Origin of the sequence: Bradyrhizobium sp. 2TAF36, from assembly GCF_052114925.1 — a bacterium.
In the GTDB taxonomy this organism is placed as follows: domain Bacteria; phylum Pseudomonadota; class Alphaproteobacteria; order Rhizobiales; family Xanthobacteraceae; genus Bradyrhizobium; species Bradyrhizobium barranii.
Genome location: NZ_JBFRFR010000007.1, coordinates 56,955 through 80,587 on the forward strand (window position 1 = coordinate 56,955; position 23,633 = coordinate 80,587).

23 protein-coding genes are annotated in these 23,633 nt (G+C 64.5%); 4 read left to right on the forward strand and 19 right to left on the reverse strand.

The features are described from left to right. Positions 1–31: 31 nt before the first annotated feature. Positions 32–943 (reverse strand): alpha/beta fold hydrolase, encoded by a 912-nt coding sequence (locus AB4Z51_RS05220; RefSeq protein ID WP_441497130.1) that lies wholly within the window; start codon positions 941–943, stop codon positions 32–34. Positions 944–1,181: 238 nt separating this feature from the next. Between AB4Z51_RS05220 and AB4Z51_RS05225 the strand changes: the two genes are divergently transcribed. From AB4Z51_RS05225 to AB4Z51_RS05235, 3 genes are all read left to right on the forward strand, one after another. Next, positions 1,182–1,796, forward strand: coding sequence for a TetR/AcrR family transcriptional regulator (locus AB4Z51_RS05225; RefSeq protein WP_175617999.1), 615 nt, complete (start codon positions 1,182–1,184; stop codon positions 1,794–1,796). 86 nt (positions 1,797–1,882) lie between these two features. After that, on the forward strand, positions 1,883–2,743 hold the full coding sequence (locus AB4Z51_RS05230) for a DMT family transporter (RefSeq protein ID WP_135214771.1): 861 nt from the start codon (positions 1,883–1,885) through the stop codon (positions 2,741–2,743). Positions 2,744–2,889: 146 nt separating this feature from the next. Next, positions 2,890–3,759, forward strand: coding sequence for an alpha/beta fold hydrolase (locus AB4Z51_RS05235; protein ID WP_441497131.1), 870 nt, complete (start codon positions 2,890–2,892; stop codon positions 3,757–3,759). Between the two features lie 477 nt (positions 3,760–4,236). Here AB4Z51_RS05235 and ftsH read toward each other — a convergent pair whose 3' ends face one another. From ftsH to tolQ, 10 genes are all read right to left on the reverse strand, one after another. Next, positions 4,237–6,159 (reverse strand): ATP-dependent zinc metalloprotease FtsH, encoded by a 1,923-nt coding sequence (gene ftsH / locus AB4Z51_RS05240; protein ID WP_063981098.1) that lies wholly within the window; start codon positions 6,157–6,159, stop codon positions 4,237–4,239. 259 nt (positions 6,160–6,418) lie between these two features. Continuing rightward, positions 6,419–7,501, reverse strand: a complete 1,083-nt coding sequence (gene tilS, locus AB4Z51_RS05245) for a tRNA lysidine(34) synthetase TilS (RefSeq protein ID WP_441497132.1) — start codon at positions 7,499–7,501, stop codon at positions 6,419–6,421. 72 nt (positions 7,502–7,573) lie between these two features. After that, positions 7,574–8,605: a tol-pal system protein YbgF gene (gene ybgF, locus AB4Z51_RS05250; RefSeq protein WP_208073019.1), complete on the reverse strand. Its 1,032-nt coding sequence runs from the start codon at positions 8,603–8,605 to the stop codon at positions 7,574–7,576. Between the two features lie 184 nt (positions 8,606–8,789). Further along, positions 8,790–9,278, reverse strand: coding sequence for a peptidoglycan-associated lipoprotein Pal (gene pal / locus AB4Z51_RS05255; protein ID WP_028152222.1), 489 nt, complete (start codon positions 9,276–9,278; stop codon positions 8,790–8,792). 293 nt (positions 9,279–9,571) lie between these two features. Next, positions 9,572–10,297 carry an N-acyl amino acid synthase FeeM domain-containing protein gene (locus AB4Z51_RS05260; protein WP_063981096.1) on the reverse strand — a complete coding sequence of 242 codons (726 nt, stop codon included), beginning with the start codon at positions 10,295–10,297 and terminating at the stop codon, positions 9,572–9,574. Between the two features lie 199 nt (positions 10,298–10,496). Continuing rightward, positions 10,497–12,830, reverse strand: coding sequence for a putative bifunctional diguanylate cyclase/phosphodiesterase (locus tag AB4Z51_RS05265; protein WP_166080001.1), 2,334 nt, complete (start codon positions 12,828–12,830; stop codon positions 10,497–10,499). A 291-nt stretch (positions 12,831–13,121) separates the two neighbouring features. Further along, entirely contained in the window at positions 13,122–14,465 is a 1,344-nt protein-coding gene (gene tolB / locus AB4Z51_RS05270) for a Tol-Pal system beta propeller repeat protein TolB (RefSeq protein WP_441497148.1), read from the reverse strand. Between the two features lie 41 nt (positions 14,466–14,506). Beyond that, complete coding sequence (locus tag AB4Z51_RS05275) at positions 14,507–15,463, reverse strand: protein TolA (protein ID WP_166080000.1); 957 nt, start codon at positions 15,461–15,463, stop codon at positions 14,507–14,509. 4 nt (positions 15,464–15,467) lie between these two features. Further along, positions 15,468–15,917 carry a protein TolR gene (gene tolR, locus AB4Z51_RS05280; protein ID WP_441497133.1) on the reverse strand — a complete coding sequence of 150 codons (450 nt, stop codon included), beginning with the start codon at positions 15,915–15,917 and terminating at the stop codon, positions 15,468–15,470. 43 nt (positions 15,918–15,960) lie between these two features. Next, positions 15,961–16,677, reverse strand: a complete 717-nt coding sequence (gene tolQ / locus AB4Z51_RS05285; protein WP_014492404.1) for a protein TolQ — start codon at positions 16,675–16,677, stop codon at positions 15,961–15,963. 758 nt (positions 16,678–17,435) lie between these two features. On the opposite strand from tolQ, the gene ggt reads away from it, so the two are divergent. Then, positions 17,436–19,142 carry a gamma-glutamyltransferase gene (gene ggt / locus AB4Z51_RS05290; protein ID WP_441497149.1) on the forward strand — a complete coding sequence of 569 codons (1,707 nt, stop codon included), beginning with the start codon at positions 17,436–17,438 and terminating at the stop codon, positions 19,140–19,142. A gap of 155 nt (positions 19,143–19,297) precedes the next feature. Here ggt and AB4Z51_RS05295 read toward each other — a convergent pair whose 3' ends face one another. The 8 genes from AB4Z51_RS05295 to AB4Z51_RS05330 form a co-directional block, all read right to left on the reverse strand. Then, complete coding sequence (locus AB4Z51_RS05295; protein ID WP_135214766.1) at positions 19,298–20,008, reverse strand: SDR family NAD(P)-dependent oxidoreductase; 711 nt, start codon at positions 20,006–20,008, stop codon at positions 19,298–19,300. Between the two features lie 25 nt (positions 20,009–20,033). Beyond that, positions 20,034–20,801, reverse strand: coding sequence for a serine O-acetyltransferase (locus tag AB4Z51_RS05300; RefSeq protein ID WP_135214765.1), 768 nt, complete (start codon positions 20,799–20,801; stop codon positions 20,034–20,036). A gap of 63 nt (positions 20,802–20,864) precedes the next feature. Next, positions 20,865–21,002, reverse strand: a complete 138-nt coding sequence (locus AB4Z51_RS05305) for a hypothetical protein (RefSeq protein ID WP_167768039.1) — start codon at positions 21,000–21,002, stop codon at positions 20,865–20,867. Further along, positions 20,999–21,256, reverse strand: coding sequence for a hypothetical protein (locus AB4Z51_RS05310; protein ID WP_135214764.1), 258 nt, complete (start codon positions 21,254–21,256; stop codon positions 20,999–21,001). The genes AB4Z51_RS05305 and AB4Z51_RS05310 overlap by 4 nt, the downstream gene beginning before the upstream one ends. Before the next feature lie 67 nt (positions 21,257–21,323). After that, positions 21,324–21,491: a hypothetical protein gene (locus AB4Z51_RS05315; protein ID WP_135214763.1), complete on the reverse strand. Its 168-nt coding sequence runs from the start codon at positions 21,489–21,491 to the stop codon at positions 21,324–21,326. Between the two features lie 199 nt (positions 21,492–21,690). After that, entirely contained in the window at positions 21,691–22,176 is a 486-nt protein-coding gene (locus AB4Z51_RS05320) for a DUF2852 domain-containing protein (protein WP_028152211.1), read from the reverse strand. Positions 22,177–22,296: 120 nt separating this feature from the next. Next, positions 22,297–23,037, reverse strand: a complete 741-nt coding sequence (locus AB4Z51_RS05325) for a TetR/AcrR family transcriptional regulator (RefSeq protein WP_063981090.1) — start codon at positions 23,035–23,037, stop codon at positions 22,297–22,299. A 170-nt stretch (positions 23,038–23,207) separates the two neighbouring features. Further along, a complete protein-coding gene (locus tag AB4Z51_RS05330; protein WP_063981089.1) occupies positions 23,208–23,570 on the reverse strand; it encodes a YciI family protein in 363 nt (120 codons plus the stop codon). Between the last annotated feature and the right edge of the window lie 63 nt (positions 23,571–23,633).

Genomic DNA, 23,633 nt, shown 5'->3' on the forward strand with positions numbered 1-23,633 from the left:
ACATTCCCATCGGGACGATGGGAGACCGAAATCACGCCGTTGCTGCCAGATCGTTAGCAACGACCGCCAATATTTCGGCGGCGTGTGAACTCGCAATAAAGTGCCCGCCATCAGCGACTTCGTGCCATACCGCTCCAGGCATCCGCTCACCCAGCGGTTTGTTTACTGCGTAAGGCACAAACGTATCGGCGCCGCCTTGCCACAGATGAACCGGCCTATGGATCGCCGTGACGTCGAATGGCCACTGTTGGTAGAGCATCTGCGCATCGGTCACGAGACCGTCAACGCCTTGCCGGAAGCACTCGCGTCCGGACTCCACGATGGCACTCAGCACATCGTCATCAGCAAGCGCCGCGAGGTCAGCGGGGCAGCTCGCCTTCAGCAATGCCTTCTTGTACTGCTCCGGAAACCGCGTCGCAGCGAGATCAATCAGGTCATACATCAGCTGGAAACCCGGCCGGAAATGCAGTGCAAGGAACCCACCCATGGCGTCGGTCGAGGACAGATCCTTCGCTGCCCAATTCGTACCGAATGCGCCGTAGGATCCGGGAGCGATGCTGGTAACGTGTATCAGCTTCGCGGGATCGAGGTACGCCGCTGCCGCGAGCGCCCAAGGACCACCCTCAGACCAGCCTGTGACCGCAAAGCGATCGGTCTCAAAAGCGTTGGCAATCGCTTCCAGGTCTGCGGCCCAGCCTGCGAAGGTGCGACCGTGTTGAGGATCTGATTTGCCTTGGCCTGGACGGTCCACGCACACAAATCTCAAACCAAGATTGAGCGCGTGAGACGCAAAAACCTTGGCTTCCAGCCGGCTCGATGGTCCGCCATGATTGTGAAGCACGAGCGGACCGTTCGGGTCGCCGACCTGAAGGTAAGCTAGCGATCGACCGCCGATCTGGACTGCACCTTCGCCAGGACACGCAGCGTTGCTTGAATGTCTCAAATACATGCCCTCCGTCGGGCCTCGATGACTCGTCGATCTCGCGGAGCCTTTGTCTCAGCGAACCATCTCTTTCTGGAATTTCTTGATCGTGGGCTGCAACAACGGCCACCATGGTCACATGGCTGTCGGATGTCTGCAACTGGCCCTGAACAGCCATTTCGGCGTTCAAAGCTGACGCCGGCTTTTGCTCCGAAACAGGCACTTGCGATATATAGACCGATCGGTCTATATATCGATCATGAGCCGCCAAACCCCAGTGCAGTCGCCCCGTGGCCGTCCCCGAAGCTTCGACGTGGACGCCGCGGTCGAACGCGCGATGGGGGTGTTCTGGTCGCACGGCTATCACGCCACGGCGCTGCCGGACCTGCTTCGGGCCACGAAACTCTCGCGTGGCAGCCTTTACGCCGCGTTCGGCGACAAGCACTCGCTCTTCCTGCGCGCGCTCGATCGCTACATTGCCGATGCCGTGACACGGATGGATGTCGAGCTCGCTCCCCGCAGGGAGCCGGTCGACGCCCTGCGGGCCTATCTTGCCGGCTATGTCGACCGCACCAGCGGCGCCAATGGCCGGCGCGGCTGCCTGCTGGTGGCCACGGCCATGGAGCTGGCCGGCAAGGATGCCGAGATTGGTCGCCGCGTCGCGGGCTTCTTCAGGGACATGGAGGTCCGGGTGGCCGATGCCCTGTCCCGCGCGAAGGTGGCGCGCAAGCTGGCCGACGGTGTCGATCCCGCGAGTGCCGCCAAAATTCTGGTCTGTTTCGTCGAGGGCCTGCGCGTGGTCGGCAAGACGGCGCCGGCGCGGGCCACATCGCAAGCCACCGCTGACGCTCTTCTCGACCGGTTCGTCAGGTAGCAAGCCAATCAGGTCAAAAAACCCCGGACGCCTCCGCACCTGGTGCGCCAATATCTGGACCGATCGGTCTTGAAAGGATAGATGCCATGTCTGCCATCCAGATCGTGTGCGCGGTAGCCGTTCCCCTGCTCTGGGGTTATCAGTTCGTGGCCATCAAGGTGGGCGTTGCGGAGTTTCCGCCGCTGTTCTTCCTCGCGCTGCGCTTCCTGGCCATCGCGCTGCTGCTCGTTCCGTTCGTGAAAAGGCCCACGCGCCAGCAGCTCGGCCCTGTCGCAGCCATTTCGATCTTCCTGGGCGGTCTGAACTTCGGGCTGTTCTATGTCGGTCTTGGGCTCGGCTCGGGCAGCATGTCGGCCGTCGCGTATCAGCTCGCCACGCCCTTCACCGTCCTGCTGGCCTGGCCGTTGCTCGCCGAGCGGCCGTCTCTCACCACGTCCGCCGGCGTGCTGCTCGCATTCGCCGGCGTTGTCGTGCTGGCAGCGGAGCCTGGCCTGTCGGCCAACGGGTTTCCGCTGCTCCTTGTGGTCGGGGCGGCCTTCGCATTCGCGGTGTCCAACGTCCTGACGAAGCGCTACGGCCCCTTCGATCCCCTGATGCTGATGGGGTGGTCGTCGCTGTTCACGGTGCCGCAGGTCATGTTGATGTCGCTGCTGCTCGAATACGGACAACTGGCGAGCCTCGTCACGGCGGATGGACGCGGCTGGCTGGCGCTCGCCTACACGATTTTCATCGGCGGAATTGTCGGGTTCGGCCTCTGGTTCTGGCTGATCGCCCGCTGCTCCATGGGCCGGGTCGCGCCGTTCGGCCTGCTGCTTCCGGTGTTCGCCTTGACGTCGAGCGTGCTGTTCCTTGGCGAGCGCATGACCCCGAAGTTGATCGCCGGCGGGCTGCTCGCGATCGCAGGCGTTGCGATGACACAAGTCAGACCAAGCGCGCGCCCCATTTGAGCCCGGACGTTGCGTTGTGGCATCGACATCGTCTGCCCGGCAATGGAGATCACGAGGCTTCACGTCTCGGTGGTGGACCGTGTTGCGACGTGACGCCCCCAACTTGCCGTGCGCTAATATCGGACGGTCGAACCGGAGGGCGTATCATGATGTTTCGCAATCTTCTCGCCGCGCTTGTCGTCACGGTCGCGATCAGCGCGGCACATGCGGCACCGCAATGGCTGAACCTGCCGCCGACGCCGACCCTGCCCAGGGCGACGCAGAGCGGTTTTGCACCCGTCAACGGCATCAAGGTCTGGTACGCAATTTTCGGCCGCGGCGAGCCCGTCCTGTTGCTCCATGGCGGCCTCGCCAACGCCAACTATTGGGGCCGCCAGGTCCGCGCGCTGCAACGGCACTATCAGGTCATCGTCATGGACAGCCGCGGACATGGGCGCAGCAGCCGCAATCAGGAGCCCTATGGCTACGATCTGATGGCCTCGGACGTGGTCGCCCTGCTCGATCACCTGAAGATCAGGAAAGCTGCGATCGTGGGCTGGAGCGACGGCGCGATCATCGGCCTCGACATCGCGATGAAGCATCCGGAGCGCGTGAGCAAGCTGTTCGCCTTCGCCGCGAATTCGGATCCGTCAGGCGTTGCGGATATTGCGTCGAGCGACGTCTTCAACGCCTACATCGCGAGAGCAGGCGAGGAGTACAAGCGCCTGTCGCCGATCCCGACCGAGTACAAGAGCTTCGTCGCCGAGATTACCAAAATGTGGGAGAGCCAGCCGAAATGGACGGCGTCGGATCTCGCTTCCATCAAGGTCCCGACCTGGATCGTGGACGGCGACCACGACGAGGCGATCAAGCGCGAGAACACCGAGTTCATGGCGGCGAACATTCCGGGCGCCGGCCTGCTGATCCAGCCGGAGGTCAGTCACTTCTCGTTCCTGCAGGACCCCGAGCAGTTCAGCGACGACGTGCTGCATTTTCTGGAACGTGGTGGTGAGAGGCCCGGAGCGGCAGCGAAGTGAGATATCGTAGGGTAGGCAAAGCGAAGCGTGCCCACCGCGTCTATCGCAATTGCCGAGAGATGGTGGGCACGGCGCTACGCGCCTTTGCCCACCCTACGAGACCGGAGCCTCGTTGCGAGCACGGCGCCTCCACATCGTCATTGCGAGCGCAGCGAAGCAATCCAAACTGCCGCTGCGGAAAGATTCTGGATTGCTTCGCTGCGCTCGCAATGACGGAGTTCGTGGCGACGACACGCGCCTCGCCCTCGTGTCCCGGACGCGCTGCGGCGTGCAATGCTGCTGCGCAGAGCCGGGACCCAGGAGGCCGCACGGGAGGATGTGGAGACATGGGCCCCGGCTCTGCAGCGCACCGCCGAAGGGGCGCTGCGCTGCGTCCGGGGCACGAGACCGGAGTTTGAAGCGCAACTGCATCAACATCGGCCAACAAAAAACGCGGCGTTTCCGCCGCGTTTTTCAATTCGATTGGCCGCTTCTCGATTACGCCTGCGGCTGCGGCTCCAGGCCGGGATCCGGATCGGGGCGCGGACGGGACTTGCCGGCCGGGGGCACGGCGGAGGCGCGCGGCGTAGCCGGCTCGAGCACGGACTCGCGGTTCGGCTTCTTGCCCTTGAGCAGGTCGATGATCTCGTCGCCGGAGAGCGTCTCGAACTCGAGCAGGCCCTTGGCGAGAGCTTCGAGGTCGGCACGCTTCTCGGTGAGAATGCGGGTCGCTTCGTTGTAGCCCTCTTCCACGAAACGCCGGATCTCGGTGTCGATCTTCTGGACCGTCGCCTCCGATGCGTTCTGGGTGCGCGACACCGACATGCCCAGGAAAACCTCGTCCTGGTTTTCGCCATAGGACACGGTGCCGAGCGCCTCCGAGAGGCCCCAGCGCGTGACCATCATGCGGGCCAGACGCGTCGCCTGCTCGATGTCGGAGGATGCACCCGAGGTCACCTTCTCACGGCCGAAGATCAGCTCTTCGGCGACGCGGCCACCCATCATGATGGCGAGGCGCGAGGTCATCTGCTCCAGCGACATCGACAGCTTGTCGCGTTCGGGCAGCTGCATGACCATACCCAGCGCACGGCCGCGCGGAATGATGGTCGCCTTGTGGATCGGATCGGTCGCGACGACGTTGAGGCCGACGATGGCGTGGCCGCCCTCGTGATAGGCCGTCAGCAGCTTCTCTTCCTCGGTCATCACGAGCGACTTGCGCTCGGCGCCCATCATCACCTTGTCCTTGGCCTCTTCGAACTCGGCCTGCGTCACCATCCGTTTGTTGCGGCGGGCGGCGGTCAGGGCGGCTTCGTTGACGAGGTTCATCAGGTCGGCGCCGGAGAAGCCCGGGGTGCCGCGCGCGATGGTCTTGAGGTTGATATCCGGCGCCAGCGGCACCTTGCGGACGTGAACCTTGAGGATCTGCTCACGGCCGACGACGTCGGGATTGGGCACCACGACCTGACGGTCGAAGCGGCCCGGACGCAGCAGCGCGGGATCGAGCACGTCGGGACGGTTGGTCGCGGCGATCAGGATCACGCCCTCGTTGGCCTCGAAGCCGTCCATCTCGACCAGCAACTGGTTCAGCGTCTGCTCGCGCTCGTCATTGCCGCCGCCGAGACCGGCGCCACGGTGACGACCGACGGCGTCGATTTCGTCGATGAAGATGATGCAGGGCGCGTTCTTCTTGGCCTGCTCGAACATGTCGCGGACGCGGGAAGCACCGACGCCGACGAACATTTCGACGAAGTCCGAACCCGAGATGGTGAAGAACGGCACGTTGGCTTCGCCCGCGACCGCACGCGCGATCAGGGTCTTACCGGTGCCGGGAGGGCCCACCAGCAGCACGCCGCGCGGAATACGGCCGCCGAGGCGCTGGAATTTGCCGGGGTCGCGGAGGAATTCGACGATCTCCTGCAGGTCCTGCTTGGCTTCGTCCACGCCGGCGACGTCCTCGAAGGTGACGCGGCCATGGGCCTCCGTCAGCATCTTGGCGCGCGACTTGCCGAAGCCCATCGCCTTGCCGGCGCCGCCCTGCATCTGCCGCGACAGGAAGATCCACACGCCGATCAGCGCGATGAAGGGCAGCCAGGAGACCAGCAGCGAGACGAACCACGGCACGTTGTCGCCGGGCGGCTTCGCGGTGATCTGGACCTTGCTGTCATAGAGGCGCTTCACCAGCGTCGGATCGTTCGGCGCATAGGTCTGGAAGCTTGAGCCATTGGTGAAGGTGCCGTGGATATCCGGCCCCTGGATCACGACATCGCGCACATTGCCGCGGTCAACTTCGCTCAAGAGCTGGGAGAAGGCGATGTCCTGCGAGGAGGCGCGCTGACCCGGATTCTGGAAGAGCGTGAACAACGCCAACAGCAGCAAGACAATGATGACCCAGAGGGCGAAATTGCGCAGATTGGCGTTCATCGATCTTCCTTCATGGTCGCGCGGATCGCGGCCTGATCCTTGGGCGGTAGCAGTTACTTTGTCAGTGCGAGGAAATCCCCAAGGAATCCTCTTGGTTAGACGGATACAATTTAGGTGCCGCCCCGGTCGCTGCCAAGGGAACGAGATGGGACTATTTATCCCATCTTAGAGCGATTCCCGCTGAAATAATGGCGATCTGCCCGGGGTTTTTCCTGCCTGGTTAAGGTGTCCTGACGGCGCGCGGCGGAAACGGCCGGTGTCATGATCCGCCCTCATCCGCCCTCATCCGTCCCTTGGACCGCCGGGCCGGCGCCGGTGCGATGTGGATACGCCCCCCGGCAAGGCTGATCAAGGCTCCCGCAAGGGTCTGCTTCAGGAACGGCCGGCCATTTGCGGCTGCGCGGGGGCTTGCAGCTAAGGCCTGATCGAGCGCCGCCAGGAGGGTCTCGACCTTGCCGAGTTCCGCCGGCCCCTCATGACCGAGGGCATTGACGGCCCGCAGCAGGAGCCGCAGCCGGACCTCCTCGGGCAGATTGACAAATGCCGAGGCCTCGAAGCTGCGAACGCCCGCCTGCGGCGCATCGCCGCGCGCCCGAAGCTGAAGGAAGCGTTCGGCGCCATCGACCAGCACGTCGACCGCCGCATTGGCGCGCGCCAGCCTGCCTGCGAGCCGCGCCAGGCTCCTGCTGTCGCCCCCCTCGGCCGCGAGTTGCGGCAGCAGCGCGCGCAGCCGCGGCCGGGTGAAGGCGGTGTCGCGATTGGTGGGATCATCGGCAAATCCGATCTTCGCCCGCCTCAAGGTCGCGATCAGCTGCGACTTCGGGACATCGAGCAGCGGACGCACCAGCACGACGCCGTCGCGCTCCGTGAGGCGCGCCATCGCCGACAGCCCGGCAAGCCCGCTGCCGCGGACAAGGCGCATCAACAGGGTCTCGGCCTGATCGTCGCGGGTGTGGGCGGTCAGCACATGGCTCGCGCCGGCGTTGCGCGCGGCCTGCGCAAGCAGGCGGTAGCGGGCTTCGCGTGCAGCGGCAGGCAGTCCCGTGTCCGGCTTCGCGCCGAGCCAGCGCAGGGTCCGGTGCGCCAGCCCGAGTTCGGCCGCCAGCCGCTTGACCTCGCGCGCCTCGCGCGCCGCCTCCGGGCGCAGGCCGTGATCGACGGTGACGACGGTCAGTTGCGGACCGCGTGCCAGGCCGCGCTTCCAGCGCGCGGCGAGCCACATCAGCGCGACCGAGTCAGGTCCGCCGGAGACCGCGAGCACCAGCGCCGGCGCGCTTCTGAGCTCGGCGAAGAGCTGCTTCGCCGCGCGTGCCGAGATCGGTGAGTTGTCGTCGTCCGACATGACGCTGCCCAGGCCATCGCCAGACTATTTAGCGCGGCGCGATCCGCATTGTCAGGGCGCAAATGCCATGCGTCAGCACTTCACCCGCTTCTGCTCGCGATCGACGGCGGATTTGACGCCGGCGGAGGCGCGCGGATATTTGCGGCCGACCTCGCCGAAGGCGGCGCAGGCGGCCTCTTTCTCCTTCAGCGCGGCCAGCGACTGGCCGAGCCGCAGCAGGGCATCCGGCGCCTTGGCGGACTTGTCGTATTTGGTGGTGACGGCGAGGAAGGCTTCCGCGGAGTCGCGATATTGCTGGCGCTGGAAATAGCTTTCGCCGAGCCAGTATTGCGCGTCGCCGAGCAGCGGATCGCTCGGATGTTTCTGCGCAAAATTCTTCATGGTCTGCTCGGCCAGCGCATAGTCCTTGCGCTGCATGTAGCCGATGCCGAGGTCGAACTCGTCGCGCGGCGTTGCCGAGGGCGGCAGGGTCGTCAGGCCGGTGCCGCCCGATGGCGCTGGATAGCCCGATTGTGCCGGCGGATAGCCGGGCTGGGCTGCCGGCGGCACGCCTTGCTGGTAGCGCGGGCTGGTGTTGGCGAGATCGAGCGGCTCGCCGGCAGCGCGCCCGCCGCCAGGGGCGCCTGCCGCCATCGGCTGCTGCCCGCCACCAAGCGCGCGCGGCGCGCCGGGCGCATTCGGGTTCTGGTTCGGATCGAAGGAATCACCGCGGCGGCGCACGCCGGGCGCACCGGGCGCCGGCTGCTCCTGAACGATCGGCGCGGGAGCAGCGATCTGCGGCTGCTCGTAATTCGGCTGAGCCTGTTGCTGCTGGCGGTAGGCCGGCGCGGACTGCGCAGGCGGTACGGCCGCGACAGAGGGCTGCACCGGCACCTGTCCAGGCGCGGCTTGCGCGCCGCCCTCGAGCGCCCGCAGCCGCTCTTCGAGCTGGCGGTTGCGGTATTGCAGCTCCTCGTTCTGCCCGGTGAGCTGGCGCAGCTGGTTCTCCAGCCGCTCGATCCGCATCTCGGGGTCATCGTCCGACTGCGCCAGTGCAGGCGAGCACAAAGAGAACAGCGCGGCGATCGCCACGGTGCCGGTAAAGACCTTGGATCTGGATGACATCTTGCCCTGACGACGAAAACGAAATCTGCGACGGAACATGCGACGCGCCACACATTGAAAGGCAGTACGCCAAAAATGTGACTGGCACCACGGGGTTTCGGTCACAGATGGCTGAAACAAAACCGGCGCCCGAGAGGGCGCCGGCATAATCGGTTCCTGAAGATGAACGGCGCCTGACTGATCGTCAGGAGCTCGCGTTCAGCACGGTGACGGCGCGACGGTTCTGCGACCAGCAGGAAATATCGTTACAGACAGCGACCGGCCGCTCCTTGCCGTAGGAGATCGTGCGCATGCGGTTCGGATCGATGCCGCGCGAGGCGAGGAACGAACGCACCGACTGGGCGCGGCGGGCGCCGAGTGCGATGTTGTATTCGCGGGTGCCGCGCTCGTCGGCATGCCCCTCGATGGTGAAGCTGTACTGCCGATAGTTCTGGAGCCACTGAGCCTGCTTCTCCAGGGTCACGATCGCCTGCGGCGTCAGATCGGTCTGGTCGCTCTCGAAGAACACGCGGTCGCCCACGTTAACGACGAAATCCTGCTGGCTGCCAGGCGTCGCAGCATTGGCCATCGCATCCGTCGCTGCGTTCTTGTTCGCGCATGCGCCCATCGACAGCGCGATCGCAACCACCGCAGCCAGCTTCAATCCCTGGAGGATACGCATAGGGTATTTCATTCCGGAGCCTCCACGCTCACGTTCGTCCACTGCTGTCCGGTCTACAGGGGGTTGGTTAAGCGAACGTTCCGTCAACCTTGATGGAACCTTGCTTCAGCCGGTCAAATGCCCCCAAACCGCGAAAAGCAACCGTCATGGTTAATGGGTTCTAAATGTGGCGCGAGGGTGAAGCAACCTGCAGCAACCGGCAAAAGTGCAGGCTTTTGCTGGAATTTTGGGCTCGGACGATGATGGGGATGAACGGAGCCCCGGCCGAAAGGCGCGCGGCGGCTCGAGGCGGTGACGGCAGGCAATCAGACGTGAGCGGCTTCCGGCACCAGTGACGACCGCTGCGGGATCTCGCGCTGCCCGCCGCGCCCAAACAGCATCCGCCGCTCGAAGGCGGTGGAGCGCATGATCGGATAACGCTCGAACACCTTCTTCCGGAAGGTCGGGAAATCCGCCGCCATCAGGCCGAACGGCTTGGTGAGGCCCGGAACCAGGCGGGGTTCGGCGATCGTCTCGTGCAGGAACACCCGCCGGTAGAAGGCCTGATGCTCGGGACGCACGATGGCGAGGCCGAGATCGGCATTGAAGTGCTCGCACGCCATGTAGGCGAGCCGGGTCGTCAGATAGGGCAATTCCGGAACCCGCTTCACCTGGTCGGGATCGGCGACAAAGCGGGTCGGGTCGATCATGACCTCGCCGCGATCGAGCCGCGGCAGCAGGATGTCGGGGAAGACGTCGGCCGAGGTGGACTCGCGCCATTCCGAAGTCAGCACGCTGATGCGCACGGAGCTGCAGAGCTGGCCACGGAGATAGACGCCGAAGGTCCACGCGTTAGGCAACTCGTCGTAGCGGTCGGTGACGCGGGCTTCCGCGGATTCCCTGACGGCACCCTCGCGCAGATAGGCGCGGTAGCGGAGGTTGTAGATTTGCTCCTTCTCCGCGTCCGTCGCCGCGAGATGATAGTCGACGTCGGTCAGAAGCTCCGCTCCCCGTCCAACAGCCGAAATGACAGATCTGGCTGAGGACTGCATTCGAACTCCTTACCCACCACCAACAACACCACCACGCGAACCTGAGCCATTTGCCGCTGAACAACTTGCGCGCGCGTGACGATTTATTAACACCTCCTTAACGACGATGCAAAGCAATCGACGCGATAGGGTTAACCCCCGTAGCACTACGGTCGGTTCGGCAACTGCCTGAAACGACGTGCAATTTCTGGATGCGGACTCAGGCGAAGGAGCGTGAGCTGACAACCTGGAGCAGGCCCTCGCCGCGCCGTCCATGCGAAGCGTTGAGGAGCTGGCGCATCCGCACGGCGGGCACCGGACGGCTGAACAGATAGCCTTGCGCCTCGGAGACGGTGCCGTCTGCGCTGATCAGCTCGAGCTGCTCATTGGTCTCGATGCCCTCGACCACCACGGCCATGCCGAGGTCGGCCGACAGCCGCGCCACGCCACGCAGCAGCGTCAGCGGCCGGTCGGTGTCGATGCCCTCGAGGAAGGAGCGGTCGATCTTCACCTTCTGCATCGGGAAATTGTGCAGATAGCTGAGGCTGGAATAGCCGGTGCCGAAATCGTCGAGCGAGATGCGCACGCCGAGCGCATGCAGTTGCGACAGCGTGTCGTGGGTGAGCTGGGTGTTACGAAGCAGCGAGGACTCCGTGATCTCGATCTCCAGCCGGTGGGCCGGCAGCCCCGAGACCTCGAGCGCGTAGCGGATTTCGCTGAGCACGTCGCGCTGGTGGAATTGCTGCGGCGAGAAGTTGACGGCGACGCTGACGCCGTCGGGCCACTTCATGCATTCCATGCAGGCGCGGCGCAGGATCCAGCGGCCGAGATCGACGATCAGCCCCATGTCTTCGGCGACCGGGATGATGTCGACCGGCGAGACCGTGCCGCGCACCGGATGATTCCAGCGCAGCAGCGCCTCGCAGGTCGTGATCTTGCCGGACTTCAGATTGACCAGCGGCTGGTAGAACAGCTCGAACTCCTCGTTGGCCAGCGCCTTGCGCAGGTCGAGCTCGAGAATGCGGCGGGCCTCGACGGTGGCCGCCATCTCGTCGCGGAAGAAGCAGAAGGTGCCGCGGCCGTCGGCCTTGGCGCGGTAGAGCGCCATGTCGGCGTTCTTGAGCAGCGTGTCGGCCCTGACGTCGCCGTCCGGCGAGGTCAGCGCGATGCCGACGCTGGCGCCGATCTCGACCAGGTGATTGTCGATGCGATAGCGCTCGCTCAGGCGTTCGACGATGCGGCGGGCGAGGCTCGCGGCATCCTCGGCGGAGCTGATGTTCTGCTGGAACACGACGAACTCGTCGCCGCCGAAGCGGGCGACGAAATCCTCGGGACGCAACATCTCGCGCAGGCGGTTGGCGACCGCGCACAGGAGCTGGTCGCCGCAGGGATGGCCGAGCGTGTCGTTGACCTGCTTGAACTGGTCGAGATCGACGAACAGCAGCGCCGAGAGGCGCTCGGCGTCGTGCGAGATCGCCAGCAACCGTTCGATCTCGTCGCGGAACGAGACCCGGTTGGGCAACGCCGTGAGCTCGTCATAGCGGGCGAGATGGGTGATCCGGGCTTCCGCGTTGGTACGCTCGGTGATGTCTTCCAGCAGCAGCACCGTGCCACCGCCAGTCATCGGCTGGAACGTCCAGGCGAGCGCGCGGCCGCGCGCGGAATCCGGGTCGGCGGTGACGATCTCGCAGATCCGCGCATGCTCGATCTCGGCCAGGATCTGCTTGCCGCTCTCCGCCGAGATTGAGCCGGCGGCGATACAGGCCGATACGATGTCGGCAGCGGTGGCGCCACGCTTGACCAGATCTTCGGGCAACGCCATCAGCTCGCCGAAGCGATGGTTCATCACCGCAAGGCGGCCGTCGGCGCGAAACATGCACAGGCCATGCGGCATGTTGTTGAGCGCGGTGTCGAACTGGCTTGCCAGCGCGGACTCACGAAAGCTCGAGGTCAGCGCCTTGACGAAGATCGCATGCAGGCTGAGATTGATGTTCTTCAGCCCGACGAAGAAGAACACGAGCAGGACGGCGAGCCCGATGTGGTAGAAGCCGCCATGCAGCAGCAGCGCGAGCGACATCGGTGCGCAGGCGAGCGCGACGTGCCACTGGATCACCCGGGGCTGGCCGTAATTGCGGGCGGCGCCGCCCGCGGTGTAGCCGATGCCGATGGCGACACAGAGCATGTCGGCAATCGGATCGTCATTGTTGTAGATGACGACGAAGGACCACAGGCCGAGCACCGCCGCATAGCTGAGCGCGCCGAGCCAGTAGCGCGGCTCCAGGTGCTTGGCCTCCTCGAACGACAGTGGGTGCGTGCGGTTTTCGTATCCGCGCATCTGGAACGCGCGCGCGGTGCCGATCGCGATCAGCAGAAATGCGAGCGGCCACAGCCAGACATCGCCTGTCTTCAGCGCAGTCATGACCGCGGCCACGGCCGCGGAGGCCGAGCCCAGGAAAATCGCCCAGAAATTCTGCACCATAGAGTTGATGAGAGCGGCGTAGAGTATCGGCTCCAGCTCGTCTCGATCGCTCTGCTTCTGGTCGGCCAGCTGCATCGGCTTGTTACGCGTCCTGTTTGGCGCGTACTTTTACCCAGACCTGATGAAGCCTTTCTGAGGGAACATCGTTAAAGTCGAGTTGTTTTTCGGCAATAGCGAACAAATTTCCGCTGAAATATCAAGCAACTAGGCAAGCGTTGCCGGGCACAAGGTGAAGGAAAGCTTGCGTCCTGCACCAAACCCCGAAAAAATCGGCATGTTTTTTCGAAAACATCGCGCGTCTGAACGCGCAATGTCTTAGCCCCGATGTTTCAACGCGAACCTGTATCCACTTCGCCCGCAGGCGCTCTAGCCGGGTGTCGAGGRCAGCAGCGGCGACCATGCCGGGTCGGAGGCGAAGCCCGGCGTCGGCACCTTGAGCTCGTTGCGGCCGGAGATGTCGACGGAGAACAGCGACGGCCCGCCGCTGCCGCCGGGGTCGCGGAAGAACATCAGCACGCGGCCGTTCGGCGAGAAGGTCGGCCCTTCGTTGTGATAGCCCGAGGTGAGCAGACGCTCGCCGGAGCCGTCCGGCTTCATGACGCCGATCGAGAACTGCCCGCCGCCCTGCCTGGTGAAGGCGATGTAATCGCCGCGCGGCGACCACACCGGCGTCGAATAGGTGGCGTTGGTGTCGTCCTTGGAGAAGGAGATGCGCTGCGCCTGTCCGCCGCCCGCGGCCATCACATAGATCTGCGACCTGCCGCCGCGATCGGACTCGAAGCAGATGCGGGTGCCGTCCGGTGAGTAGGATGGAGAGGTGTCGATCGCCGGCGTGTCGGTGAGGCGCGTGGTCGAGCGCGAGCGCAGATCCATCACGAACAGGTTCGAATTGCCGCCCTGCTGCAGGCTCATGATGACGCGCTGACCGTCCGGCGAGAAGCGCGGCGCAAAGGTCATGCCGGGGAAATTGCCGACGATCTCGCGCTGGCCGGTCTCGATGTTGAAGAGATAGACCTTCGGATCGCCCTGGCCGAACTCCATGTAGGTGATCTCTTGCGAGTTCGGCGAGAAGCGCGGCGTCAGCACGAGGTCGGAGCCGCGGGTCAGATAGCGCACATTGGCGCCGTCCTGGTCCATCATCGCGAGCCGCTTGACGCGACGCTCCTTTGGCCCGGTCTCGTCCACGAACACCACGCGGCTGTCGAAATAGCCCTTTTCGCCGGTCATCTGCTCATAGATCTGGTCGGAGATGATGTGGGCGATACGGCGCCAATATTCCGGCGAGGTGAAATATTGCTGGCCCGCAAGCTGCTGGCCCGTGATGACGTCCCACAGGCGGAATTCCGCCTTGAGCCTTCCGTCCTGTCCCCGCGTCATACGGCCGGTGACGAGGGCCTGGGCGTTGATGGTCTTCCAGTTCTGGAATTGCGGCGCGACGTCGATGTTGCTGATGCGCTCGATGAAAGCGGCCTGGTCGATCGGTGCGAACAGGCCCGACCGCTTCAGATTGTTGGTGATGACCTGGGTGACGCCGTTGCTGACGTCGCCGTCGGCGGGCGAGCCCGGCACGAAGTTGGAGATCGCGATCGGGATCGGCCGAAACTCCGTTGGATTGAGTTCGAGCCGCTTTTGGCCCTGGGCCAGGGCATGTCCGCCCCCGAGCGTCGCGAGCGCCGATCCTGTCAGCGTCATGAAGCGGCGGCGGTTCATCGATAGGACGTCATTCATCGCAAAATTCTTTTGTTCGGATGTCACAACATGTCTTTCAGGCCGAAGCGCATCGGAATGGTCTTCCAGGTGTCATACTGCTGCTTTGGCAGGAACGAATAGACCTGACACTGCACGATGGCGCGCTTGGCGCTCTCCGCCACCGCCTGAGCAATCGACCGAGACGGGCCGCGAACCGCGACGATAACCGGCTCGGACGCAAGCGAGCCGTCGATTTTCATCGGGATATCGATGTCAGCCTCGTATTGCTCGGCGTCTTGCCCGTTATAGGTGGGCGTGAAGCAGCGCCGGACCGCATTCGTGAACGCGCCTCCCCACGTCGCAACGTTGTTGGCAGCTGTCCCGGTCGTCGATCCCAGCGCAGCCGACGCATTCAGCGCCGCGCCGGAGAGCTCGTGCCGGGTCGCCGCGCGCTTGTCGAGGTCGCGCTGGATCTGCGCGGGATCGAAGCTGCGCTCCTTGGGCTTCGGTTGCTGCTGCGGCTGCACCGCCGCGACCTTCTGCTCGACGGGCTTCGGCGGCGGCTTCTTGGTCTCCAGCTTCTTCTGGAGCTCGGCGATCGGATCTTCCTTGGCCGGATCAGGCTTCTTTTCCTGCGGCTTCGGCTCTTCCTTCGGCTTCGCCTCGGCGACGGGCTTCGGCGGCTCGGGCTTCTTCTCGACCGGCTTCTCGACGGGTTTCGGCGGCGGCTCGGGCGTCGAGTTGGTCTTGATCAGCTCTTTCTTCTCGGTGACCTTGCCGACGGCGTCTTCCTCGGGCTTGGCTTCCGCGATCTTCTCGACCTTGGGCTTCGGCTCTTCCTTCTTGCCGGTCTTCTGCCCCGACATCATCTGCGCAAGCTGATCGGTGGAGATGATGTCGATCGGAAGCGACTCTTCCGCGACAAAGGCCTTGCTGCTAAAGGTGACCAGTCCCCATCCAAGCACGAGGACGTGGAGGGCAATCGACGCAACGAGTGTCTTGTCGACGTTCACCTTCACCGGTTTACCCCTGATCCGCCTCGGTCACGAGCGCCAGCTTCTTGAAGCCCGCGCCGGACAACAGGCCCATGACCTTGGCCACCGTTCCGTAATCCGCCTTCTTGTCCGCGCGAAGATAGATGCGCTCCTCGAGCCCGCCGCGCGCGTCCGTGATCGCCTTCAGCTTCGGGATCAACTCGTTGATCGCGATCTCGGCGTCGTTGATGAAGACCTTGCCCTTGATGTCGACCGACATCTGGACTGGCTTCTGGTCGTTGTTTTCGAGGCTCTTGGCCTGGGTCTGAGGCAGGTCGAGCGGCACGCCGACCGTTAACATCGGCGCCGACACCATGAAGATGATGAGCAGCACCAGCATCACGTCGACCATCGGCGTGACGTTGATCTCGGCCACGACCGGCTTGCGCCGGCCGCGGCGCCCGCCGCCTCCGGACGAACTGGCTACGTTCATCGCCATGATCGAGTGCCCAAATTGCCCCTCACACTATACATTCCGTCCGTCAGCCCCGCTCGTCGATCTGACGCGACAGAATGGCGGAAAATTCATCGGCGAAACCTTCGAGCCGCTGGGCCTGCCGGTTCACCTCGGAAGTGAACTTATTGTAGAAAATAGTGGCAGGAATGGCGGCGATAAGGCCGACGGCGGTCGCAAACAGCGCTTCCGCGATGCCCGGCGCGACCACCGCCAGGGAGGTATTTTTCGACGCCGCGATCGACTGGAAGCTCGACATGATGCCCCAGACCGTGCCGAACAGGCCGACAAAGGGGCCGGCGGAGCCGACGGTAGCGAGCACCAGCAGCCGGCGTTCCAGCCGCTCGACCTCGCGGGCGATCGAGACGTTCATCACCTTGTCGATGCGCATCTGAAGGCCCGCGACCGAGCGGGCGTGGCTCTCGAACGAGCGCTTCCACTCGCGCATGGCGGCGACGAAGCAGGCCGCCATGGAATGCGTCGGCTTGGCCGAGAGCGTGCGATAGAGCTCCTCGATCGACTCGCCGGACCAGAATGCCTGCTCGAACCGGTCCATCGAGCGCCGCGTGCGCGCATAAAGAAAGATCTTGTCGATCGCGATGGCCCAGACCCAGACCGAGCAGGCGAGAAGCCCCAGCATCACCGCTTTCACGATCCAGTGAGCCTGCCAGAACAGCGCAATCAGCGACACGTCCGCGGAAGCGGCAACCGGAAGGGCTGACTGAGCCACGTCGGCCGGATTCATAAGCAGTATCCTCTCAAGGCGATCATTTACCTGACCTCTCCGGCCAGCAAATGGCTGCCGGTTCCCCAACAGCCGCGCTAGCACCGGCGCGGCCGGCAAGCCCGCTCAAAGCCTTGTCTTTCTGGGGTACAGGGGCTCGTCCAAAGCCGGCCGCCTGCATTCCCTGCCAAGATGTCAAAACTATGGGCCTCGAGCACGGCTCCGGGCACGACTGTCCGCAATTACCAGAGCCCGCCGATGGTTAATGTGCGGTTACCACGGCCGAATTTGGCTGCCAGAAAGGTAGGCAGCGCAGGCGGTTGGCCGCTTTGCCGCGGAGGGAGGCGCTACGTGCCTGCCGACGTATTCGAGCCGCCCGCTCAGGGCGAGATCGGTTCCTTCCCCCCTTGCGGGGGAGGGCTAGGGAGAGGGGTACCACACGGGGGCTCCCGCCGTGATAAAATCGGAGGCACGCAACGAGCACCTTTTCCTGGGCTCCCCCTCTCCCCCGCCCTCCCCCCGCAAGGGGGGAGCGCAGTGGGACTCGTGGCGCTACGACACTACGCAACGGGCGCCCCTTCTGGAACCTTCTCCCCTGCCCACCCCGAAATCGCAGGGAGCTTAGCGTGCGCCACAGCTACACCACGACCACATGCTCCATCTCGCATCTCGCGGCGGGCACGAGCTGATAGGCTGCGCTCGCGGACAACAACGTGCCGGCATCACCGGCCCAGCCTGAGGAGCGTCCAGTGCCGAAACCACAAACCAATGTGCGGTGGATGGCCGCCGCGATCATATCGATCTGCCTCACAGCCTTTGACCCCGCGCGCGCGGCGTCGGTCGCACCGGTCGCCGCGCAAAACGGCATGGTGGTGTCCGCGCAGCATCTGGCGACCCAGGTGGGTGTCGATGTGCTGAAGCGCGGCGGCAATGCCGTCGATGCCGCTGTGGCCGTCGGTTATGCCTTGGCCGTCGTCTATCCGGCCGCCGGCAATCTCGGTGGTGGCGGCTTCATGACGATCCAGCTCGCCGACGGCCGCAAGACCTTCCTCGATTTCCGCGAGACCGCGCCCAAGGCGGCGACGGCCAATATGTATCTCGACAAGGATGGCAACGTCATCAAGGGCATCTCGACCAAGGGACATCTGGCTGTGGGTGTGCCAGGCTCCGTCTCGGGCATGGAATATGCGCGCGAAAAATACGGCACCATGAAGCGCGCCGACCTGCTCGCTCCCGCGATCCAGTTCGCCGAACAGGGATTTGTGCTCGACCAGGGCGACATCGACCTGCTGCGCACGGCAACCGACGATTTCAAGGACGATCCGGCATCGAGCGCCATCTTCCTCAACAACGGCCAGCCGTTCGGCGTGGGCGATCGACTGCTGCAATCCGAACTGGCGAAAACCCTGCGCGAGATCAGCAGCAAAGGCACCGACGGCTTCTACAAGGGCTGGGTCGGCAGCGCCATCGTGGCATCGAGCCAGGCCGGCAAAGGCCTGCTGACGCAGGACGACCTCGACGGCTACAAGACGCGCGAGCTCGCACCTGTCGAATGCGACTATCGCGGCTATCACGTGATTTCCGCGCCGCCACCGAGCTCGGGCGGCGTCGTCATCTGCGAGATCCTGAATATCCTGGAGGGCTATCCTCTGAAGGAGCTGGGCTACCATTCCGCGCAGGCCGTGCACGTGCAGATCGAGGCCATGCGGCATGCCTACGTGGACCGCAACAGCTATCTCGGCGATCCGGATTTCGTGAAGAATCCGCTCGACCGCCTGCTCGACAAGAATTACGCGACCAAGATCCGCGCCGTGATCGATCCGAGCAAGGCCGGGATCTCCAAGGACATCAAGCCGGGCGTCGCGCCGCACGAGGGCAGCAACACCACGCACTATTCAATCGCGGACAAGGACGGCAACGCGGTATCGGTGACGTACACGCTGAACGATTGGTTCGGCGCCAAGGTGACGGCGGCCAAGACCGGCGTGCTGCTGAACGACGAAATGGACGACTTCACGGCCAAGGTCGGCGTGCCGAACCTGTATGGCCTGGTGCAGGGTGAGGCGAATTCCATCGCTCCGGGCAAGCGACCGCTGTCTTCGATGAGCCCGACCATCGTCACCAAGGACGGCAAGACCGTCATGGTGGTGGGCACGCCCGGCGGCAGCCGCATCATCACGGCGGTCCTGCAGACCATGATCAATGCGATCGACTACGGCATGAACGCGCAGGAGGCCGTCGACATGCCGCGCATCCACCAGCAATGGCTGCCTGATATGACCAATGTCGAGGACTATGCACTGTCACCGGACACGCGCAAGATCCTGGAAGGCATGGGCCACAAATTCGGACCGCCGCAGCCGGCCAACCATTTGGCGGTCATCATCGTCGGCGCGCCGGCGCTGAACGGCGAGCAAGTCGGCAATAATCGTTACTACGGTGCGAACGATCCACGTCGCAACAGTGGGCTGGCGGCGGGGTATTGAGAGAACGCGTAGGGTGGGCAAAGGCGCGACGCGCCGTGYCCACCGCTTCTGTAGAAGCGGTCGAGGTGGGCACGCTTCCGCCTTCGCTCTTCGAGCTACGGCGGACAAGTCGCTTTGCCCACCCTACGGGAGCTCTGCCCGGAAGTCGCGCCCCCTCACCATTTCTCCTTCGAGGTCCGCACATCGAGCTCGAACGACCAGGCGCGCTCGGGCTGGCGATAGAGGAAGGCGAAGGCATCGACGATGCCATCGATGTCGATCAGGCTGTCCTCACGGCCGGCCGCATCCGGGAATCGTGAAAAGATCTTGTCGCCGGCGATCGCGCCGTCGACCACGACATGGCCGACATGGATGCCGTCGCTCGCGTATTCCTTGGCCATCGCCTGCGCCAGCGTGCGCAGGCCGGCCTTGGATGAGTTGAAGGCGCCGTAGCCGGAGCGTCCGCGCAGCGAGGCACTGGCGCCCGTGAACAGCAGCGTGCCGGTCTTCTTCGGCACCATCCGCCGCACCGCCTCGCGGCCGAACAGGAAGCCGCCGAAGCAGACCACGCGCCAGGCATTCTCGAAATAGTCGGCATCCATCTCGATGATCTTGCCGGGCGTGTTGTTGCCGGCGTTGTAGATGGCGAGGTCGAGGTTGTCGCCGGCGGCATCGAACAGCGCGACGATGTCCCCCTCCCTGGTCGCATCGGCAACGAAGGGCACGGCTGCGCCGCCCGCCTTCGTGATGTCGTCTACAACGGCCTGCAAGGCAGACAGCGTCCGGCCCGCGACGATCACCTTGAGCCCATCGGCCGCAAAACGCTTGCAAAGCCGGGCTCCGAGCCCGCGGTCCGGACCAACGCCGATCACGATTGCCGTCTTCATTGCAACTCTCCGAAGGTTGATAGGGTCAGGCCGCCGAGGCGGGCTCGGGGCAATTGGTCAATCGCGCGGGATTGCCGATCGCGGTGCAGCCAGCGGGCACGTCACCGGTCACAACAGTGCCGGCGCCGATCTTTGCGAAATCGCCGATATTGATGTCACCGAGAATGGTCGCGCCGCCGCCGATGTAGACACCGCGGCCGATGCGCGGCGAGCGCGTCGGCAATTCACCGCGACGGCCGATGCTGACGTTCTGGAGCATGGTGACCTCGTCGCCGATCACTACATGCGCACCAATCACGATGCCGGTGGCGTGGTCGAGATAGACGGACGATCCAATGGATGCGGCCGGATGAATGCTGACCTGCAAGAGGTTCGACGCCTCGTTCTGAAACAGCAGCGCCGCGTCGCGATGGTCACGACGCCAGAGCCAGTTCGAGACGCGCCAGGCTTGCAGCGCGACGTAGCCCTTGTAATGCAGCAGCGGCGGCAGCAGGTCGGTGATGGCGGGATCGCGCAATGCGATGGCCTGCAGATCTCGGCCGGCGGTTTCGATCAGCTCTGGCTCGCCTTGAAAGGCGTCGCGGGAATAGGACGTGAAGCGCGTGCGCCCGGTGGTGCCGCTGCCGAGCCGCTGCCCGATCAAATCGGCCAAGGCGGCGGCAAAATCATCATGAGCGAGAATGGCACGCGCAAGGGCCTTGCCGAACACGGGGTCTGCATCGGCCGCGCGCTGTGCCTCGCTGCGGACCTGTTGCCAGAGGCCGTCGCTCGCCGTGATCGCAGCTTCCGCCATTGTCGCCTCCGGTCCGCCCACTCTTGTGAAGACGAATATAGGCGGTCCGGATCGGGGCGCCAGTCACGCCGCCGGGACGCGCTTGCTCTCGCCCTCAGGACCGGGCCGGGCCCGCTTGCGCAGGCTGAGTGCGTAGAGCCAGCTGCCCGCCGCAATGAGCACCGGCAGGACGAAGAGCGCGACATCGCGGAGCAGGATCATGGGGCGATGCTCCCCTTTGCAAACGAGACCGCGCGGCTGAGTGCGTACGAGGCGAACCAATAGAGATAAAGGCTGAGAAAGAACCGCCAGGATTCGCCGAGCTGCCACTGCGGATAGAGCTGGACTTCCGTCGGCCATCCATTGAGGAACGCGATCGCCACCGGCACGATGTTTCCGAACCGGTCGAACAGCGCCGAGGCGCGCTCGAGGAGCGCGATGCGCTGGCTGATCTCTTTGCGTTCGGCGTTGGTCATGGTCGTCCCCGTCAGCGCGCGGGAGGTGCGCCGTCAGGGCTTGGTCGGGCGTGGTGCGGATCGGGTTCTACCGGTCCTGCACATGTACGTGATCAACGCCGCAGAACGCACGCCCGCCGGCGCAGAGGCGAAAATGACAATCGGGATCGGACGCGCAACTGCCATAGACCAAGCCGATGTAACCCAGCACCGCTAGGGCGGTCACGGTAAGCAGCAGGCGGGTGTAGAGGTCCATGATGCGCGTCGTCCAGCAGCGCGGCGGATTGAGGTGGCACGCGCAAGTCTTGGTGTCGGATCGTCGGCAGTTGGTTCTAGTCCCCTAAGACCAAACCGCCCGCCTGCGGGTTGCGCAGGCGGGCGGCTCGGGGCCATCAGGACTTTGGGGGCATGCGCCTGAAGGCTTTGAGAGGCAGACCCCGGATCAGCCTTTTAGATCAGCCTTGCGGCTGGTCGGTCGGCGGCGGGGTCGGGCGCGTCTTGTGCTGCGCCATGAACTGGTCGAACTCTTCCTTGTCCTTGGCGTGACGCAGACGGTCGAGGAAGTTCCTGAACTCGACCTGCTCTTCCTCAAGCCGCTGCAGCGTCTCGGTGCGGTATTCGTCGAAGGCACGGTTGCCGCTCGAGGGTGGGCCGAAGCCGAAGCCGAAACCACGGCGCTCCATGCGGCCGCGCATGCGGTCCATCTTGTACTGCATCCGCTCCATCTTGTTCTGCCAGCGATCCTGGTGGCTCCAGCAACCCATTTTTCTGCTCCCGAGTGTGAAAAAGAGAAGGGCAAGTCCGATCGGCCACCAGATGATGAAGCCGAGGATGGTCACGGCGATCCAGCCGGGATGCCAGGGCGTATCGAGCATGTGGGGGCGCTCATAGCGTTCGTCAGAGGAACCGCGCCATCGATTGACATCAGCGGTGTAGGCCATTTCCATCTCCATCACGGCACCAGCGCCGTTGTGAATGTAAATAACATTTACATAGCTAGACCATCCCGCGATTTTGTCAAGCCGGCCGCCTGACAGGGTCGCCGAATTATTTGCGCAATTTTATTTCGGCTTGCCCCAGGGGCCGCCGGGCGGCAGGCCAGAACCGGAGGATGCCTCCGGTGGCACCGGCGGCGGCTCGGCGCTTCGTGCCGGCGGACGGCGGTCGGTCGGGAAGCCGAGGCCGCGGAGATAGATCAGCACCTCGGCTTCGAGCAGGTCATCCGGCGACATCGGCAATTTTCGCCGCGCGGCGTCGCCGCGTGAGAACAGCGAGGCCACGCCGTGGGCCATCGACCAGATGTGCAGCGCCATCATCATCGCTGGTGGCCGCGGCGTGCCGGGCGGCGCCAGCGCCGCAAGCCGTTCGGCGGCGGCGCGAATGATGTTGAAGGCGCGTTCACTGGCGGCCTGCAGGGCCGGATTTGAATCGACTGGCACGCCTGATTCGAACATCGCGTTGTAGAAGGCAGGCTCCTCGCGGGCAAAGGCGAGATAGGCCTTGCCGACGCGTTCGAACGCCGTGACCGTATCCGGGCGCCCGTCGTCCCAGGCCGCGGTCAGGCGCTGCTCGAACTGCTCGAAGCCGCGCTGCGCGATCGAGGACAGCAACTCCTCGCGGTCGCGGAAATGCCGGTAAGGCGCCGCCGCGCTGACGCCGGCCATGCGCGCGGCATCGGCAAAGGTGAAGCCGGCCGCGCCCTTCTCGGCGATCAGCCCGAGGGCAGCCTGCAACAGGGCTTCCTTCAGATTGCCGTGGTGATAGCCGCGCTCGGTGCGGCCCTGGTCCTTACGCCAGCTCATGTGAACAGCTTTTACATGAGCCGGGCGTGAAGTCACTAGCGCAGGCCGGATTTGATTAACCGGCCAACTCGTCATTCCGGGGGCGGCTCGACCCGGGGCTGCTCGACGAGCCGAACCCGGAATCTCGAGATTTCCGGGCTCGCGTGTGCGCGCCCCCGGAATGACACGGCCTAGCCGCCGGGAATCGGCAGCACCGGCATGATCTCGACGCGTTCGCCGGGGAAGATCGCGAAGTGCGGGTGGTTCTCGAACATCTTGGCTGCGGCCTCATGGGACGCGGCGCGGACCACGGTGAAGGCGCCCATCTCGTTGGCGATGTCGGCGACGCCCTTGCCGTCGACCTTCTTGGTCTTGCCGAGAGGGCCGCCCATGGCCTGGATCGCACCTTGATGCTTCTCGACCCAGCCTTTCCAGGCCGCCATGCCCTCCTGCTCCTTCGCCTTCCGCGCGGTCTCCGACATCGCGTTCCATGCGGCCCATTGCGGGCTGGTCTTGCTGCCCAGGAAAACGGCGAGATAGGTATCGGTGCTCATTGGTTCTCTCCTTTGTTGATGGGTGATGGATTGACGAGCCGCGAATGATCCGCGGCCGTCTCG

Coding starts and splice junctions, on each gene's coding strand:
- AB4Z51_RS05225 (WP_175617999.1), top strand. CDS start 1,182: ATGAGCCGCCAAACCCCAGTGCAGTCGCCCCGTGGCCGTCCCCGAAGC.
- AB4Z51_RS05230 (WP_135214771.1), top strand. CDS start 1,883: ATGTCTGCCATCCAGATCGTGTGCGCGGTAGCCGTTCCCCTGCTCTGG.
- AB4Z51_RS05235 (WP_441497131.1), top strand. CDS start 2,890: ATGATGTTTCGCAATCTTCTCGCCGCGCTTGTCGTCACGGTCGCGATC.
- ftsH (WP_063981098.1), bottom strand. CDS start 6,159: ATGAACGCCAATCTGCGCAATTTCGCCCTCTGGGTCATCATTGTCTTG.
- tilS (WP_441497132.1), bottom strand. CDS start 7,501: ATGTCGGACGACGACAACTCACCGATCTCGGCACGCGCGGCGAAGCAG.
- ybgF (WP_208073019.1), bottom strand. CDS start 8,605: ATGTCATCCAGATCCAAGGTCTTTACCGGCACCGTGGCGATCGCCGCG.
- pal (WP_028152222.1), bottom strand. CDS start 9,278: ATGAAATACCCTATGCGTATCCTCCAGGGATTGAAGCTGGCTGCGGTG.
- AB4Z51_RS05260 (WP_063981096.1), bottom strand. CDS start 10,297: ATGCAGTCCTCAGCCAGATCTGTCATTTCGGCTGTTGGACGGGGAGCG.
- AB4Z51_RS05265 (WP_166080001.1), bottom strand. CDS start 12,830: ATGCAGCTGGCCGACCAGAAGCAGAGCGATCGAGACGAGCTGGAGCCG.
- tolR (WP_441497133.1), bottom strand. CDS start 15,917: ATGGCGATGAACGTAGCCAGTTCGTCCGGAGGCGGCGGGCGCCGCGGC.
- tolQ (WP_014492404.1), bottom strand. CDS start 16,677: ATGAATCCGGCCGACGTGGCTCAGTCAGCCCTTCCGGTTGCCGCTTCC.
- ggt (WP_441497149.1), top strand. CDS start 17,436: ATGGCCGCCGCGATCATATCGATCTGCCTCACAGCCTTTGACCCCGCG.
- AB4Z51_RS05295 (WP_135214766.1), bottom strand. CDS start 20,008: ATGAAGACGGCAATCGTGATCGGCGTTGGTCCGGACCGCGGGCTCGGA.
- AB4Z51_RS05300 (WP_135214765.1), bottom strand. CDS start 20,801: ATGGCGGAAGCTGCGATCACGGCGAGCGACGGCCTCTGGCAACAGGTC.
- AB4Z51_RS05305 (WP_167768039.1), bottom strand. CDS start 21,002: ATGATCCTGCTCCGCGATGTCGCGCTCTTCGTCCTGCCGGTGCTCATT.
- AB4Z51_RS05310 (WP_135214764.1), bottom strand. CDS start 21,256: ATGACCAACGCCGAACGCAAAGAGATCAGCCAGCGCATCGCGCTCCTC.
- AB4Z51_RS05315 (WP_135214763.1), bottom strand. CDS start 21,491: ATGGACCTCTACACCCGCCTGCTGCTTACCGTGACCGCCCTAGCGGTG.
- AB4Z51_RS05320 (WP_028152211.1), bottom strand. CDS start 22,176: ATGGCCTACACCGCTGATGTCAATCGATGGCGCGGTTCCTCTGACGAA.
- AB4Z51_RS05325 (WP_063981090.1), bottom strand. CDS start 23,037: ATGAGCTGGCGTAAGGACCAGGGCCGCACCGAGCGCGGCTATCACCAC.
- AB4Z51_RS05330 (WP_063981089.1), bottom strand. CDS start 23,570: ATGAGCACCGATACCTATCTCGCCGTTTTCCTGGGCAGCAAGACCAGC.